Here is a 16330-nt window from a genome sequence, read left to right as displayed (position 1 = left end):
GCGAAGTGACGGGGGAGATCGAGGATTCCCATCAGCCGATCACCGGCAGCCGGCGTTCCTCGGCGAGGTCGTCGAGCGCGCTCTGCATGACCCGGCGGACATGCGCGTCGACCTCGTCGATATCGGGTGTGTCGCCGAACTCGGCCTCGATATCGACCGGGGGCAGCACCTGCATGACGATCTTCGATGGCAGCGGCACATTCATCGGCACCACTGCGGACAGGCCGAACGGGAAACCGAAGGACAGCGGCACGATCTTGGTGCGTGCCAGTCGGGCGATCGGTCCCAGACGCTTGGCCAGCCAGGTGCCGCGGGACAGGTAGAGCTGGGTCTCCTGGCCGCCGATGCCGACCATCGGCACGATGGGCACCCCGGCGTTGATGGCGGCGCGCACGTAACCCTGCCGACCGTCGAAGTCGATCTTGTTGGCATCGGTGCTGGGGCGGTAGACGTCGTAATCACCCCCGGGGAAGACCACGACGACGCCGCCGGAGCGCAGCGCCTCGTCGGCGTTCTCATGGCTGGCGAGAATGAAGCCGGTCTTCTTGAAGAAGTCTCCGGTGGGTCCGATCATCAGCATGGCGTGGCTCAGCGTGTACACCGGGCGCCCGTAGCCGAACCGCTCGTAGAAGTCCGCGGCGAAGATGGGGACGTCCATCGGGAACAGGCCGCCCGAGTGGTTGCACACCACCAGCGCGCCCCCGTGGGGAAAGTTCTCCAGTCCGCGAACCTCGGAGCGGTGATAGGTCTTCAGGAACGGCCGCAGCCACCCCATCACTTTCTCGGTCAGGCTGGGATCGAACTTGGTGATCTCGGTGGGATCGATATCCGGCGAGCTCATGAGGTCCCCTCCAGTAAAATTAGAACGTGTTCTAGTTTTGCACGAAACCCGGGCGCCGGTCAAAGAAACTTGACCTGAACTGCGGTTGAGGCCGTTGGATGGGTGCATGGCACCCGATACCGCCGCTTATCTCGCCCGCATCGATCATCGAAGCACGGTCGAACCCACGCTGGACACCCTGCATGCGCTGGTGGCCGGGCACAACCGGTCCATCCCGTTCGAGAACCTCGATCCGCTGATGGGCATCCCGGTGCACGATCTGAGCGCGCAGGCGTTGACGGCCAAGCTGGTGCACCGCCGCCGCGGCGGCTACTGCTACGAGAACAACGGCGTGCTCGGCTACGTGCTGGAAGACCTGGGCTACGGCGTGGACCGGCTGGCCGGGCGGGTCGTCTGGATGCAGCCACCCGGCGCTCCGCAGGCCGGGCTGACCCACAACGTGCTGGCCGTCACGGTGCCCGGCGAGGAGGGCCGGTTCCTCGTCGACGTGGGCTTCGGCGGGCAGACGTTGAGCTCACCGATCCGGCTGCAGGCCGGTCCGGTGCAACAGACCCGCCACGAGCCCTACCGGCTGGTGGAACATCCGGAGGGGATGGCACTGCAGACCCGGATTCACGACGACTGGCTGCCGCTCTACCAGTTCAGCCTGCGGACCCAGCCGCTCGTCGACCTCAGCATCGGCAGCTGGTACTCCTCGACCTACCCGGATGCGGTGTTCGTCGTCGGCCTGTCGGTTGCCCTGGTCACCGACGATGCCCGCTGGAATCTGCGCGGCCGCAACCTCGCCATCCACGCCGGGGGTGGCACCGAGAAGATCCGGCTGAACTCCGCGGCCGACGTGCTCGACCAGATCACCGGTCGGTTCGGCATCGACGTGGCCGGCCTCGGGGACGTCGAGGCCCGCATCAGCCAGGTCTTGGACTCATGACGTCGGCGAGCTGATCAGCACATCCCACGGGTCCTCGGCCTGCAGCGCCCACCGGCCCAGCCGGCGGGCGTAGCCGGCGGTGCTGCCGAACTCATCGCTCCAACTGCGCGCCCGCATGGTGGCCGACCACAGCTGATGCTCGATGGTGACCCCGATTGCGCCGTGCAGTTGATGGGCGATAGTGGTGACCGGGGTGACGGCGCGGCCGACGGCAACCTTGGCCACGGTCACCGCGTAGTCCGCCCTGGCATGGCCGAATCCGTAATCGGTCACCGCAGCGGTGGCCAGATCGGTTGCCGCCCTGGCCTGTTCGATCTCGCCGGCCATGGCGGCCAGCGAGTGCTGGACCGCCTGGAACTTACTCAGCGCGCGCCCGAACTGCACCCGCTCGCTGGTGTGCGCGACGGTCAGCTCCAACGCGGCATCGAACGCGCCGATGATCTGCACGCACCTGGCCCAGGCGCCGCGGCGCACCAGCTCGTCCCCGACGGCCGGGTCCAACCCGGTCAAGCCGTCGGTGTCGTACTCCAGGGCGCCGCGCGGCTCGCCGGCCAGGTTGTGCCCGGCGGTCACCTCCGGATCGTGCAGCAGTCCGACGTACAGGCCGTCGGCCTCGCGGGCGGCCAGCACGATCGCGGCGTCCGTCGGCCATGGCACATCGCGGGCCACCCCGCCCGCGCCGATCCCCACGGTCAACGGTCCGGCCGGGACCTCCAACCCCGCCTCGGCGGCCAGCCAGCCCGCCAGCAGATCGGTCTCGGCGATCGGCACGGCTGCGGCGTGGCGGGCCAGCCCGGCCAGCACCACCGCCAACTCCCGGGGGCCGGCGTCCTGCTCTGTGATCAGCCGGGTCAGCCCGGACTCGTCCAGGGTGTGCCACAGGTCGGCGTCGAACACCTCGGGCAGCCGGCGCTTGCCGAACTGCGCGTCATAGGATCGGCGGCCGATATCGTCGACCAGCTGCTTGAGCTCGTCCATCACTACCGCACCCCCAGCCCACGCGCGATCACACCGCGCAGCACCTCGTTCGTCCCGCCGCGCAGCGTGAACATCGGCGAATGCTGCCGGGCGGTGGCCAGGATCGCGCGCAGGTCCCCGTCGTCGTCGACGTAGTCCAACAGGTCAGCGCACAGCTCCACGGACTGCTGCTCGAAACGCGTCCCGAGGTCTTTCACCAGGGCGGCCCTGGTCGCCGCATCCTGGCCATCGGACAGCGCCCGGGCCACCGATACCGACAACTGCCGCAGCGCCATCGCCCGTCCGATCAGATCGCCGACCTCGGCAGCGGTGCGATCGTCGACGTGCTGGGTGCCGAGCGCTCTGATCACCCCGAAGATCAGGATGGCGGTCGACAGGATGCGCTCCGGACCGCTGCGTTCGAAGCCGAGTTCGGCGGTCACCTGGTGCCAGCCGTCGCCGACCTCGCCCAGGAGGTCGGCGTCGCCGACGGCGACATCGTCGAAGGTCACCTCGTTGAAGTGGTGGTGCCCGTCCAGCGTCACGATCGGGCTGATGGTGACACCGGGCGCATCCAGCGTGACGATGAACTGACTGAACCCGGCGTGCCGGTGCTCGGGGTCGAGCGGGCTGGTGCGCGCCAGCACGATCGCGAAGTGGGCGCGATGCCCACCGCTCGTCCACACCTTGGTGCCGTTGAGCAGCCAGCCATCACCGGTGCGGGTGGCGCGGGTGGCGGTCGCGGCCAGGTCGGAGCCGGCGCCGTGTTCGCTCATCCCGATCGCCGAGTAGAGCCGGCCCGCCGCGATGCCGGGCAGCAGCCGCCGGCGCTGCTCCTCGCTGCCGTAACTCAACAGCGACGGCGCGACCTGGCGATCGGCGAACCAGTGCGCGGCCACCGGTGCCCCCGCGCCCAGCAGTTCCTCGGTGACGACGTAGCGGTGCAGGAAGCCCAGCCCGTGCCCCCCGTACTCGGTCGGGATGGTCAGCCCGACGAATCCGGCGTCGGCCAGCCGTTCGCTGAAACCGGCATCCCAGCTGGTCAACCACGAATCGATCTCGGGTTTCCAGCCGAATCGATCCCGGTCGGCGGCCACGAACCGCCGCACCCTCACCCGGAGGTCGGCCAGATCACCGTCGTTGGCGCACAGCGCATCGAATTCACTCACCGAGTCCGGAGTCTAGTTCCACGGTCCAGCAGGAAATGTCATGTCGCCGGTCGGGGGTTGCCGCGATACTTCCAAGCTGTGAGTGTTCAGCCGAATGGGCCGCGCCGGGATCGGCTCCGTGAGCTCCTCGACTCGGTGGTGGACAGCGCGAACACCGATGTGGCCGGGATGGCACGCAGCAGTTTCGCCTCGGAGTTCCATTTCTCCCGGGAGGTCAGCCGGCTCACCGGCGAACCACCGGCCGCGTTGCGCCGCCGGGTGATGCTGGAGCGGGCGGCCTGGCGGCTGCAACGCGGGGAAGGGGTGGCCGCGGTGGCGCTCGACGAGGGATGGTCGGCACCGGAGGTGTTCTCCCGCGCGTTCCGGCGCGCGTTCGGGGTGCCCCCGTCGCAGGCCGCCGACGTCGGTTTCCGGCTGCCCGCGCCCAATGGGGTGCATTTCCATCCGCCGGAGTCGCTGTGGCTGGACAGTCCCGGGGATGCGCAGCGCCCCGACATCTCGCTGCTGATGATCGCGCACGATATCGCCGACACCGCGACGCTCATCGGAGCGGCCACTGTGCTGACGGAATCGCAATGGGTAGAAACGATTTCGCCGGGTCAGGTGATCCTGGACTGGGATGGTGAGGAAGCCAGCGTGGGCGCGGTGCTGGATGCGCTGGTGTGGACCAAGGAGGTATGGCTGGCCAGTATCGAGGGGCGTGACCAGCCGGCGCGCCCCGGTATCCGACCGGCCCGGCGCTTGGCGGCGGACCACGAGGAGATTTCGGCGCGCTGGACGGCGATGGTGCGCGACTACGGCGAGCAGGGCCGGCTGGCCGACACCGTGATCGACGCGCTGTGTGACCCGCCCGAGTCCTTCCAGCTGTACGGCATCATCGCGCACGTCCTCACCTATTCGGCGCACCGGCGGGAAGTGGTGCGCGCCATGCTGATCCGCCACGGCATCGAGGTGCACCGCGGCGACCCACTCGAATGGATGCGAAGGGACTGAGATGGCGACGATCTACTTCACCGCCGCCACGCTGGACGGCTTCATCGTCGATGAAACGGACAGCTTGGACTGGCTGGTGACCCGCGATTTCGACCCGAACGGTCCGTTCGGCTACGAGGCCTTCGTCGCCGAGGTCGGCGCCCTGGCCATGGGGTCGTCCACGTACGAGTGGATCGTGAAAAATCAACCGGGCCAATGGATGTACGCACAGCCCAGCTGGGTTCTGACCAGCAGGCCCGGCATCGTGGCGGCCGGGCACCCGGTGCGCACCTTCGACGGTGACGTCACCAACCTGCACGACGAGCTGGTGGCCGCTGCGGGAGACAAGGATGTCTGGGTGGTCGGCGGCGGTGCGACCGCCGCACAGTTCGTGGCGGCCGGCCTGATCGACGAGATGGTGGTCACCTACGCGCCATGCACCCTGGGGGCCGGCGCTCGATTACTGCCGATACGCTCGGAGTGGGAGCTGATCGACGTGGGTCGCAACGGCGAATTCGTCTGTGCGCGCTGGCGCACGGCCGCCTAAGCTGCGCGGGAGAACCGCAGCTGCTTGTTGAGCCGGGTGAGCAGCTCCACGGGGCGCGGGCGATCACCCAGCTGCCGGGTGAAGCGACGGCCGGCGACGTTGAGCTCGATGAGCAACATCGGTGCCCCTCCTAATCTGTGAGTTCAAGCATAAGGAATGAACGCCGAGGTCGGCATTTGATATTCCGGCATATCTGCAGGTCGCCGGTGAACAACTGATGAACACCCGACGCGCCGCGGCACTCACAGCTATCCGAATCGTCGGGACGTGAGCCGATTGCCGGATTATTCTCACCGCATGGGGCACTACATTTCCAACGTCCGCGATGTCGAATTCAACCTGTTCGAGGCATTGAACATCGACAAAGCGCTGGCCACCGGTGAGTTCGGCGACCTCGACGGCGAGTCGGTGCGTGAGATGCTCAGCGAAGCAGCCCGGCTGGCCGAGGGGCCGGTTGCCGAGGCCTTCGCCGAAACCGACCGCAACCCGCCCACTTTCGACCCGTCCACGCACACCGTCAGCTACCCCGAACCGTTCAAGGCCGCGCTGCGGGCCTGGCAAGACGGCGAGTGGTTCCGGGTCGGTCTCGATGAGGCTGTCGGTGGTCTCCCGGCGCCGGCCATACTCACCTGGGCCATCGGCGAGTTCGCTCTCGGCGCCCAGCCCGCCGCCTACATCTGCCACTCGGGGCCGGTGCTCTCCGACATCATCTACGGCCTCGGTAACGAACAGCAACGGCACTGGGCGACACTCATGGCCGAGCGCAACTGGGGCGGCACCATGGTGCTGACCGAACCGGATGCGGGCTCCGACGTGGGCGCCGGGCGCACCAAGGCCGTCGAGCAACCCGATGGCACATGGCACCTCGACGGGGTCAAGCGATTCATCACCAACGGTGATACCGGCGACATCTACGAGAACATCGTGCACGCAGTGCTGGCCCGCCCCGAGGGTGCGGGCCCGGGCACCAAGGGACTGTCGCTGTTCTTCGTGCCGAAGTTCCTGTTCGATCCGCAGACCGGTGAGATCGGTGAGCGCAACGGTGTCTACGTGACGAACCTGGAGCACAAGATGGGGCTCAAGGCGTCCGCCACCTGTGAGCTCACGTTCGGTCAGCACGGCAAGCCTGCCGTGGGCTGGCTGGTGGGCGACGAGCACAACGGCATCGCCCAGATGTTCAAGGTCATCGAGTATGCCCGAATGATGGTGGGTACCAAGGCGATTGCCACACTTTCCACGGGCTACCTGAATGCTCTGGAGTACGCCAAGACGCGCGTGCAGGGTGCCGACCTGACCCAGATGGCAGAGAAGACCGCGCCACGGGTGACGATCCTGCATCACCCGGACGTGCGACGGTCCTTGCTGACGCAGAAGGCCTACGCCGAAGGATTGCGCGCGCTGTACCTGTACACCGCGGCGCACCAGGATCCCACCGTGGCCGCCATCGTGTCCGGCGCGGATCCGCAGACCGCCGAACGCGTCAACGATCTGTTGCTGCCCATCGTGAAGGGGTTCGGGTCCGAGACCGCCTACCGCTACCTGACGGATTCGCTGCAGACCTTCGGAGGATCCGGCTACCTGCAGGACTACCCGATCGAGCAGTACATCCGTGACGCCAAGATCGACTCGTTGTACGAGGGCACCACCGCCATCCAGGCGCAGGACTTCTTCTTCCGCAAGATCGCCCGCGATCAGGGCGCGGCGCTGTCCCATCTGCTCGGCCGGATCCAGGCATTTCTGGACAAGGATTCGCCGCGTCCCGAGATCGCCGACGGCAGAGCGGCTTTGGCGTCCGCCGTGGCAGATGCGTCGGGTATGGTCGGTGCGCTCACTGGATATCTGCTGGCCTCCCAGCAGGAGCCCCGCGAGTTGTACCGGGTGGGACTGGCCTCGGTGCCGTTCCTCATGGCGATCGGCGATCTACTGATCGGTTGGTTGCTGCTGGAGCACGCCGAGATCGCGCTCGATGCGCTCGACGACGGCGCGCCGGATCGCGACTGCGCCTTCTATCAGGGCAAGGTCGGCGCGGCGGAGTTCTTCGCCCGGCACATCCTGCCGCGGCTGTCCGCCGACCGTGCCGTCATCGAGTCGATACAGCTCGGTGCGATGGACCTGCCGGAGGAAGCCTTCTGATCTTGCGGCGAAACACGCGTACCCGTCGCAAAATTTGCGCGAAGACGACGGGTACGCGTGTTTCGCCGCACGTGGATCAGCGGATCGACACCAGCTGATCCACCGAATCCTGGGGCAGATCGCCGTCGACGACGGCGGTCACCGTCGCGTTGTTCAACGTGATGGCGCCCTTGTGATTGTCCAGGAATGCGGTATCGGCGGCATCGCGGCCCGTCGCGATCCGCACCATGGTCTGCCGAGGAGCCAGGCAGGTCGCGTCGACCACCCGCCACTGCCCCTCGACGAAGGCCTCGGCGACGGCATGGAAGTCCATCGGTGAGCACCCGGGCGCGTACACCGCGACCAGGCGCGCCGGCACGTTCACCGCGCGGAGCAACGCCACCACCAGATGGGCGTAGTCGCGGCACACGCCCGCGCCGGCCAGCAGGGTGTCCGCGGCTCCGTCGATCGGGTCGCTGGAGCCCGGCACGTAGCTGAGCCGGGTGCCCACCCACGAGGACACCTTCTCCAACAGCGTCGCCGAGTCGGCGTACTGGCCGAATTCGGTTGCGGCGAAACCGAAGAATTTGTCCGCCTCGGCGTACCTGCTGGGCCGCAGGTAGGTGGACAGGTCGACATCGGCCACCGGCGCGGGGTCGGCCTGACCGATCACCGTGGCGGTGTAATCCACTTTGAGGTTGCCCACCGGCGCGTCGAAAACGTGGATCCGGGTGCCGTGTGCGCTGGACAGTTCGCGGGCCTGGATCTCCTTGCCGTCCAACAGGAATGACAGCGATTCGGTGACCTCGGCGCTGGGGTGCGGGGCGACGGCGATCTGGAATTCGAGCGTGGTCGGCGCGGTGATGTCCACGTCGAGTTCGGCTCTTACATCACGTTTCATGGCTGGTGCTTTCTATTGCGAAGTCTGACGGCGGTGTCTACCCGGCCTCGACTCCGATGAAACTGTGATCTGCAACGCCCCCGCCCACCACCTCGCCGAGCAGTCCCCGCAGGCGGGAGGTGCCCCGACATATGGCCGCCGAAACCGGGGTTTCAGCGGCCATATGCGTCTGCTCGCGGCAGAACGAGTGAGCTACTCCGGGGTGTAGCCGAACGGCAGCAGCACGCTCTTGGACTCGCAGTAGCCCGAGATGCCCTCCGGGCCACACTCGCGGCCGATGCCGGAGTTCTTGTACCCACCGAACGGGGCGCTCGCGTCGAAGGCGTACATGTTGATCCCGTAGGTGCCGGTGCGGATCTGCTTGGCGATCTCGACGGCCTTGGCGTAGTCGGTGGTGTACACCGAACCGGCCAGCCCGTACACCGAGTCGTTGGCGATGCGCACCGCGTCCGCCTCGTCATCGAAGGGGATGACGACCAGGACGGGTCCGAAGATCTCCTCCTGGGCGATGGTCATCGAGTTGTCGACGTCGGCGAACACCGTCGGCTGCACGAACCAGCCGGTGTCCAGACCCTCGGGCCGTCCGCCGCCGGTGACGATGCGCGCACCCTCGTCGACACCCTTCTTGATGTAGCCCTCGACGCGTTCGCGCTGCTTTTCCGAGATCAGCGGGCCGATCATGGCGGCCGGGTCATCGGGGGTGCCGGCCGCCATCCCGGCGGCCGCGGCGGCGACCTTCTCGACGACCTCGTCGTAACGCGACCGCGGGGCCAGGATGCGGGTTTGGCCCACACAGGCCTGCCCGGAGTTCATCAGGCCGGAGAAGATCAGCATCGGCAGCGTCGAATCCAGGTCGGCGTCCTCCAGGATGATCGCCGCGGACTTGCCGCCGAGTTCCAGCGTGCACGGCTTGAGCTTCTCGGCGGCGATCTTGCCGATCTCCTTGCCGACCGCGCTCGACCCGGTGAAGGTGAACTTGTCCAGCGCCGGGTTGTCGGTCAACGCGCGACCCGTCTCGACACCACCGGGCACCACGGAGAGCACACCCTCGGGCAGACCGGCCTCGGCGAACACGTCGGCCATCAGATTGGTGGTCAGCGGCGTCTCGGCGGCGGGCTTGAGCACGATGGTGCAGCCGGCCAGCAGGGCGGGGCCCAGCTTGTTGGCGGCCAGGAAGAACGGCACATTCCAGGCGACGACGGCGCCGACGACACCGATGGGTTCCTTGAGCACCAGGGTCTGGCCGTAGAGCCCGTCGCGGATGTCTTGCCAGGCGAACTTGTCCGCTGCCGAGGCGTAGAACTGCAGGGTCGACATGGCGGCGCCGAACTGCATCATGTCGACGATGGTCTGCGGCTGGCCGGTCTCCAGCTTGAGCAGGTGCTTGAACTCCTCGGCGCGGGCCTCGATGAGTTCGACGGCCTTGGCGAGCACCGCCTCGCGTTCCTTCGGGGACATCCGCGGCCACGGTCCCTCGTCGAACGCCTTGCGGGCTGCGGCGCACGCGGCGTCCACATCCGCCTTCGCGGCCAACGGAACCTGGCCGACCTTCTGCTCGGTGGCGGGGGAGAAGACCTCGATGACCTCCGAGGTCGACGGTTCGACCCACTGTCCACCGATGAACAGCTTGTCCCACGTCGTCTTGAACGCTGTCTGTGTCATGGACGTCACATTACCCAGAATCCGGCGAAACGAGAACCTGTTGCAGTTCAGGGCCGCAACACCAGCACCAGATTGCTCACGGCCAACTCCCGCAGGCCCGGTACCGCCGTCAACCACCAGGCCCATCGCGGGTGGTAGCGGGGGAATGCATCGACCAGCGCGCCGGTCGAGCGTGCCCACCGCAACCCGTCGACAGCAGAGACGGCGAACAACGACGAGCCGTAGTCGTTCTTGGGTCGGTGCCCGTGCTTGCGGGTGTACCGCGCGGCGGCCCGGGCCCCGCCCAGGTAGTGCGTCAACCCCATCTCGTGCCCGCCGAACGGCCCCAGCCACACGGTGTAGGACAGCACCGCCAGCCCGCCGGGCCGGGTGACGCGCAGCATCTCGTTGCCCAGCTGCCAGGGATGGCGCACGTGCTCGGCGACATTGGAGGACAGGCAGATGTCGACGCTGTCGTCGGCGAACGGCAGCGCGGTGCCCGACGCCCGGACGAAGGTGCCGGAACCGCCCGGCGTGGCTGCTGGGCCCGCGTGCATTTCGCGGGGATCGGGTTCGACACCGATATAGGTCATCCCGGCCGCGCCGAACGCTGCGGCGAAATAGCCGGGTCCGCCGCCGACATCGAGCACGGTGCGGCCCGCGACGGGTGACCCGGTCGCTGCGGTCCACAGGTCGTCGACCATCTCGACGGTGTCGGTGGCCAGGGCGCCGTAGAACCGGACCGGGTCGGACTGCTCGAATCGGAAGGAACTCAGCAGGCCGATGGAACGACGCAGGCTGGCCCGGCGGGCGAAGTCACGGGTGGGCCGCACCCGGTCAGCCTAGGGGTTGCCGGCGGGCCGGTTAGGCTGGGCGACGTTATGCCCAGAGCCTCCCGTGACCCCCAGGTGCAGCGCGTGCTGCTGCTGGGCTGGCGCGACACGGGCCACCCGCAGGGGGGCGGCAGTGAGGCCTACCTGCAGCGCATCGGCGCCCAGCTGGCGGCTGCCGGTGTGGCGGTCACCATGCGCACCGCGCGCTACCCCGGTGCCGCGCGGCGCGACACCCTCGACGGGGTGACCGTCAGCCGGGGCGGCGGTCCGTACTCGGTCTATGTGTGGGCGGGCCTGGCCATGGTGGCCGCCCGGGTGGGGCTGGGACCACTGCGCGGCGCGCGGCCCGACGTCGTCATCGACACCCAGAACGGTATTCCGTTCCTGGCCCGGCTCGCCTATGGCCGGCGCTCGGTGCTGCTGGTACACCACTGTCACCGTGAGCAGTGGCCCGTCGCGGGCCGACGCACCGGCCGCTTCGGCTGGTTCGTCGAATCGCGGCTGTCGCCGGCGCTGCATCGCCGCAACCAGTACGTGACGGTGTCGCTGCCCTCGGCGCGCGAGCTCACCGATCTGGGCGTCACACCCGCCCAGATCGCCGTGGTGCGCAACGGGCTCGACGAGGCGCCGCAGGCCTCGCTGACCGCGGAACGTTCGGCCACCCCGCGGGTGGCGGTGCTCTCCCGGTTGGTGCCGCACAAGCAGATCGAAGACGCGCTGGACGCTGTCGCCGCGCTGCGCCCGTGGATCCCGGATCTGCACCTGGACATCGTCGGCGGCGGCTGGTGGGAGCAGCGGCTCGTCGCCCATGCCGCGGCCCTGGGTATCGCCGATGCCGTCACCTTCCACGGCCATATCGAGGATGAGGCCAAACATCTTGTGGTGCAGCGCAGTTGGGTGCATCTGATGCCGTCCCGCAAGGAAGGATGGGGGCTGGCCGTCATCGAGGCCGCTCAGCACGGCGTGCCGACCATCGGCTACCGCAGCTCCGGTGGGTTGACCGACTCCATCGTCGACGGCGTCACGGGGTTGCTGGTGGACGGTCCCGAGGAATTGGTCGACAGCCTGCGCCGACTGCTCACCGACCCGGTGCTGCGCGACGAACTCGGCGCCAAGGCACGGGCCCGCAGTGCCGAGTTCTCCTGGACACTGAGCGCCGCCGCGATGCGCACCGTGCTGGAATCGGTGCACGCTGGACGATTCGTCAGCGGCGTCGTCTAACCGCGCCGAAACAGCATTCCAGAAGGCCCTGCCTCGGGCAAAGTCAAGTGGTCATGACAACGGTTAGGCCGCTTGGCTAATGAGGGCGGCCATGCGTTGTGCTGGGGTGTCGAGGTCGAGGGTGGGGCGTGGTCGGGTGTTGAGTTTGTCGGCGATGGCTTGCAGGTCGGCTTTGGTGTAGCCGCTCAGATCGGTGCCCTTTTCGAACCAGTGGCGCAGCAGCCGATTGGTGTTCTCGTTGCTGCCGCGCTGCCACGGGGAGTGTGGGTCGCAGAAATACACCGGGGCTTGCAGCTGCAGTGAGATGTCTTGCCAGTGGGCCATCTCGCTGCCCCGATCCCAGGCGATCGAGCGGCGCAGATGATCGGGCAACTCGCCCATCGCGGCGAGCATCGCTGCGGCGACGGCAGCGGCGCTGTGGTCGACGGGCAGGTGCAACAAGATGGTGAACCGGGTGCTGCGTTCGACCAGGGTGCCGATCGCGCTGGTTCCCCGGGCGCCGACGATCAGATCACCCTCCCAATGCCCGGGCACGGCCCGGTCGGCGGCTTCGGCGGGCCGCTGACTGATGCGCAGCACGTCGTCGAAGCGGCTGCGCCGTTCGGCCTGCCCGCGCGGTTTGCGCGCCGCGCGTCGGGTGGACAAGCATTTGTGCAGATCAGCGCGGAGTTGGCCACGAGTCTGCACATACAGGCTGCGGTAGATGGTCTCATGGCTCACTCGTGCCAGCTTGTCACCGGGGTGATCGCGGGCCAACACCTCGGCGATCAGCTTGGGACTCCACCCGTCGTCCATCCAGGCCTCCACCGCCGCGCACAGGTGAGGATTGGCGAGTTTGAACGCTTTGGGCCGCCGCGCCGCCCGAGCAGCCCGGGCATGGGCCAGTTGGGCGTGGTAGTCCCCGTCGGCGGTGCGGTGGCGGGTGACCTCGCGCCAGATGATGACCGAGCGGTCCCGGCCTAGCTGCGCCCCGATCGCGGCATAGCTCAATCCCGCGTCGACGCCCCGCATGATCGCCACGCGTTCGGTGAAACTGAGTCGCCGGCCCGGCCCGCCGGCTCGGGTCAGATCACCTGGTTCGGCCAGCCCTAACTTGCCCTTGCCGTTGAGCAGTCGCATCGCGCCAGCTTTGCGCCACCATTGATAGCCGGCCTGAAACGACACGCCCAATTCCACCGCGGCGTGCTTGACCGGCGCACCGGCACAGACCCGGTCATAGAACTCACGCCGAACCTCAGACCCGAACCGCCGACCACTGGTCATTCAGCAACTCCTCACACCACCGGATGTTTCAGTGACCGTATGAATCTGCCCGAGTAGACGCCTTCTGGAATGCTGTTTCGCGCAGCGGCATGTCAGCGGCGGCGGGTGACCAGCGCACCCACCCCGGCGGCGACCAGGATCACCAGCCACAGCACGTGCGCGGCGATCAGCAGCCCACGTCCTGAGGCCGCCGGCGCCGTCCCGCCGACGTCGTAGAGGGTGATGTCGCCGTCGCGATAGGCCACCGGCAAATCCAAGGCGCCCGAACCTGATTCGACGACCACCCAGCCCACCCCGGCCTCGGCCAACTGCTCCCGTGAGGCCCCCTCGAGTAGCAGCCGGGTGGCCTCCCGGCCGCGTGCCCCCTCACCGGGCACGATCTGCCCGCCGATCACCAGATCACCGCTGCTGAGCACCTCGGCGGACACCCAGCGCGGCAGCGGGTCGAGCACCGGCGCCGCACCGGCCCAGTCGAATCGGCGCATGCTGTCCGGGGGAAGCACCGCCACCGGGCGTGGGTCGGCCTCGATCATCGCGGCCACCGTCGTCCAGCCCGCGGGGTAGGTCACCGAACGCATCTGCCCGCCCACACCCCAGGCCAGGTCGGGCAGCACCGCGATCAGGGCCGCGCACGCCAGCACCGCCGCCGAGCGGCCCCACCGGGCGATCCCCGCCGCGGCCAGCGCGTACCCCGGCGCCGCCAGCGCCACCCACTTCTGTCCGTCGCGGAGCAACCCCAGCCCCGGCACGGCCCGCATCATCGCATCCAGCGCCGCCATGCCGGGGCCGGTGGCCATGGCGGCCGGCAGCACCACCGCGGCGACGGCGAGCACCAGCAGTGGGCGTGCCTGCGGCCGACGGATCGCCGCGGGCAGCCCGAGCCCCACGACGGCCACCAGCACAACGGTGCCCACCAGGGCGAAAAGCGTCGCGCGGGAGGCGGGTACCGCCTCGCCGTTCCAGATCCCGCCCAGGCCGGCAAGGCTGCCCAACGTCCCGAGGCCGGGTTCGGCACGGGCCGCGAACGCCGAGACCCCGGCACCGGCCGTCGACGACAGGGATTCGGCGACCGCCGCGGCCACCAGCCAGGGTGACGCGACGCCGACGGCGGTCAGCGACGTGATCGCGACGGCACGCCATCCCCGGCAGCACACCAGCGCCACGACGGTCGCGAGCAGTAGCCCGGTCGGCGTCAAACCGGCCAGCGCGATCCAGAACACCACCGGCCAGTGCCGGCGCCGCAGCATCATCGCCGCCACCCAGGGCAGGCAGCCGTAGCCGACCAGCAGGCTCCAGTGACCCTGCAGCAGCCGCTCGGCCACATACGGATTCCAGACGATCAGGGTGGCCGCCACACACTGCCCGCCCACACCGGCCTCCGGCAGCACCTCGGCGACCAGCCGCGCCGCCCCCCAGCCGGCCAGCCACAGCCCGCCGATCAGCAGCAACTTCACCAGCACGCCGCCGTCGACCACCCGTGACAGCAACGCGATCGCGAAGTCCTGCGGGAGCGCGCGCGGGGCGGCCTGAGTCAGCCCGAGCGCGGCGTCGGACAGGTAGGAGCGCGGGGTGGAGACGGCGTCGCGCAGCAGCAGGTAACCCGGCGCCAGCAGGGGCCCGGTGACGGCCAGCGCCAGGACGAGCGAATAGACCGCCGGGATCCACCGCCGGGCGGCGGCGGCCGGTGCGGCGGGAGCGGTCAGACCGGCCGGTCCGGCGGCAGGTCGGTGGGCCGGCGGGTCGGGATCTTCTCGGTCTGCGCCTCGGCGGCCGGCATCGGCCCGGACTCGTCGTCGCGGCGCCCGAAGAACCCGCGGTCCGTTCCGTCCATCCCCGGATCGATCAGCGCCGACTCGGCGCGCAGCGCGAACGATCCCAGCAGTACGCCACCCACCAGGGTCACCAGACCCAGCGCGGTGAAGGTGATCGGCAGCACCCGGCTCCACATTGCCAGGTGGTCGGACTCATCGCGCGCGGCGGCCACCTGGGACTCGACCGTCTCCTCGGTGGAGGTGACGGTGAAATCGGCGAAGGTCACCTCGGGCTTGAGCGCCTCGCGTGCGTAGTAGTGGAACCCGTGCTCCTTGGCCCGCACGATCGTCCCGGTCACCGGATCGACCCAGAAGGTGCGTTGGGCGGCGTAGTACCGCGTCATGGTGATCGGATCTTCGGGGTTCTCGGCTTCCACGCCCCACAGCGAGGCCCGCGCGGTCACTTCGGCGTCCTCGTCGTTGTCGTAGAGCGACGCGTACTTGACCGGCTCGACCAGCTTGCCGTCGGCGTCGTAGCCGATGTTCTGGGTGAACCGGAACGTCGTCAGTCCGTTGACGTCTTCCTCGCCGTCGTAGTTCGCGTCGAACGCCTTCTGCGCGATCGGGTCGAAGTACGGGTAGGTCTTCTTCTCGGTGTCGAACGGGAAGCGGTAGGACAGCCCCTCGTGCGGCAGCGCGACATTGGTGGGCGGATTGTCGTCCTCGATGGTGCGCGGCTTCTGCACGGCTCCACCGGGGTTGGTGTCACTGGACACCGCGAGCGCGGTGGCGCGGTCCAGCGTGACGGTGTCGACCATGGCCAGCAGCAGACCCTCGTCCTGCTGCTTGTCGGTGCGTCGCAGCGAGCTACCGACCTGCAGGGTCACCACGTCGGCATTGGCCGGGGCCTCGACGCTGAGCTGCTGTTGCAGGGCCACCGGAACGTTCTCGTCGATGACGAAGCGTTCCGGCGACGACAACGACGCCGGATCGAGCGCGGTGCCGGTGCCCTCGCTCATCAGGTCGGTATCGAGATCGAGTGGGATCTTGGCGATCTTGCCGTGGGTGTATGTAGACAGCAGCAGGGCTGCGATCAACAGGGCAGCACCCAACCCCAGAAGTCCACATGCGGCATATCGCAGGGCGACGGCGCGGTTCAACCCGTGCTCCCTTCGGTCGCTGACGACCCTAACA

15 protein-coding genes are annotated in these 16330 nt (G+C 68.5%); 5 read left to right on the top strand and 10 right to left on the bottom strand.

What is annotated here, in order from left to right:
• Window positions 1–31 precede the first annotated feature (31 nt).
• Window positions 32–841 (bottom strand): 1-acyl-sn-glycerol-3-phosphate acyltransferase, encoded by an 810-nt coding sequence (locus A7U43_RS01155; RefSeq protein WP_067990176.1) that lies wholly within the window; start codon window positions 839–841, stop codon window positions 32–34.
• A 106-nt stretch (window positions 842–947) separates the two neighbouring features.
• Here A7U43_RS01155 and A7U43_RS01150 point away from each other — a divergent pair, with 106 nt between their 5' ends.
• The gene (locus tag A7U43_RS01150; RefSeq protein WP_067990172.1) at window positions 948–1769 is read left to right on the top strand and encodes an arylamine N-acetyltransferase family protein; all 822 of its coding nucleotides are present in this window, start codon (window positions 948–950) and stop codon (window positions 1767–1769) included.
• On the opposite strand, the gene A7U43_RS01145 is transcribed toward A7U43_RS01150, so the two are convergent.
• Window positions 1764–2747: an acyl-CoA dehydrogenase family protein gene (locus tag A7U43_RS01145; RefSeq protein WP_067990168.1), complete on the bottom strand. Its 984-nt coding sequence runs from the start codon at window positions 2745–2747 to the stop codon at window positions 1764–1766. The two genes, A7U43_RS01150 and A7U43_RS01145, sit on opposite strands and share 6 nt — an antisense overlap.
• 2 nt (window positions 2748–2749) lie before the next feature.
• The gene (locus A7U43_RS01140; RefSeq protein ID WP_067990165.1) at window positions 2750–3895 is read right to left on the bottom strand and encodes an acyl-CoA dehydrogenase family protein; all 1146 of its coding nucleotides are present in this window, start codon (window positions 3893–3895) and stop codon (window positions 2750–2752) included.
• Between the two features lie 78 nt (window positions 3896–3973).
• Between A7U43_RS01140 and A7U43_RS01135 the strand changes: the two genes are divergently transcribed.
• Window positions 3974–4888, top strand: coding sequence for a helix-turn-helix domain-containing protein (locus tag A7U43_RS01135; protein ID WP_067990162.1), 915 nt, complete (start codon window positions 3974–3976; stop codon window positions 4886–4888).
• Window position 4889: 1 nt separating this feature from the next.
• The gene (locus tag A7U43_RS01130; protein WP_067990159.1) at window positions 4890–5414 is read left to right on the top strand and encodes a dihydrofolate reductase family protein; all 525 of its coding nucleotides are present in this window, start codon (window positions 4890–4892) and stop codon (window positions 5412–5414) included.
• Here A7U43_RS01130 and A7U43_RS30530 read toward each other — a convergent pair.
• Entirely contained in the window at window positions 5411–5533 is a 123-nt protein-coding gene (locus A7U43_RS30530; RefSeq protein ID WP_257747831.1) for a hypothetical protein, read from the bottom strand. The genes A7U43_RS01130 and A7U43_RS30530 overlap by 4 nt on opposite strands.
• A 178-nt stretch (window positions 5534–5711) precedes the next feature.
• Here A7U43_RS30530 and A7U43_RS01125 point away from each other — a divergent pair, with 178 nt between their 5' ends.
• Window positions 5712–7547 (top strand): acyl-CoA dehydrogenase, encoded by a 1836-nt coding sequence (locus A7U43_RS01125; protein WP_067990156.1) that lies wholly within the window; start codon window positions 5712–5714, stop codon window positions 7545–7547.
• A 76-nt stretch (window positions 7548–7623) separates the two neighbouring features.
• Here A7U43_RS01125 and A7U43_RS01120 read toward each other — a convergent pair whose 3' ends face one another.
• The 3 genes from A7U43_RS01120 to A7U43_RS01110 form a co-directional block, all read right to left on the bottom strand.
• The gene (locus A7U43_RS01120; RefSeq protein ID WP_067990151.1) at window positions 7624–8427 is read right to left on the bottom strand and encodes a transglutaminase-like domain-containing protein; all 804 of its coding nucleotides are present in this window, start codon (window positions 8425–8427) and stop codon (window positions 7624–7626) included.
• A 192-nt stretch (window positions 8428–8619) separates the two neighbouring features.
• Window positions 8620–10089, bottom strand: coding sequence for an aldehyde dehydrogenase (locus tag A7U43_RS01115; protein ID WP_067990148.1), 1470 nt, complete (start codon window positions 10087–10089; stop codon window positions 8620–8622).
• Window positions 10090–10136: 47 nt separating this feature from the next.
• Window positions 10137–10901: a class I SAM-dependent methyltransferase gene (locus tag A7U43_RS01110; protein ID WP_067990145.1), complete on the bottom strand. Its 765-nt coding sequence runs from the start codon at window positions 10899–10901 to the stop codon at window positions 10137–10139.
• A gap of 48 nt (window positions 10902–10949) precedes the next feature.
• Between A7U43_RS01110 and A7U43_RS01105 the strand changes: the two genes are divergently transcribed.
• A complete protein-coding gene (locus A7U43_RS01105; RefSeq protein WP_067990142.1) occupies window positions 10950–12122 on the top strand; it encodes a glycosyltransferase family 4 protein in 1173 nt (390 codons plus the stop codon).
• Between the two features lie 63 nt (window positions 12123–12185).
• On the opposite strand, the gene A7U43_RS01100 is transcribed toward A7U43_RS01105, so the two are convergent.
• The 3 genes from A7U43_RS01100 to pgfA form a co-directional block, all read right to left on the bottom strand.
• A complete protein-coding gene (locus A7U43_RS01100) occupies window positions 12186–13385 on the bottom strand; it encodes an IS30 family transposase (RefSeq protein ID WP_067990139.1) in 1200 nt (399 codons plus the stop codon).
• A 92-nt stretch (window positions 13386–13477) separates the two neighbouring features.
• Entirely contained in the window at window positions 13478–15046 is a 1569-nt protein-coding gene (locus A7U43_RS01095) for an MmpA family trehalose lipid delivery protein (RefSeq protein WP_197500012.1), read from the bottom strand.
• Window positions 15047–15084: 38 nt separating this feature from the next.
• Window positions 15085–16296 carry a cell envelope lipid trafficking protein PgfA gene (pgfA, locus tag A7U43_RS01090; protein WP_067990136.1) on the bottom strand — a complete coding sequence of 404 codons (1212 nt, stop codon included), beginning with the start codon at window positions 16294–16296 and terminating at the stop codon, window positions 15085–15087.
• Window positions 16297–16330: the final 34 nt, after the last annotated feature.

The organism is Mycobacterium adipatum, from assembly GCF_001644575.1.
GTDB lineage: Bacteria > Actinomycetota > Actinomycetes > Mycobacteriales > Mycobacteriaceae > Mycobacterium > Mycobacterium adipatum.
The sequence above is the reverse complement of the archived record's forward strand: the minus strand, read 5'-3'. Positions and strand labels throughout refer to the sequence as shown.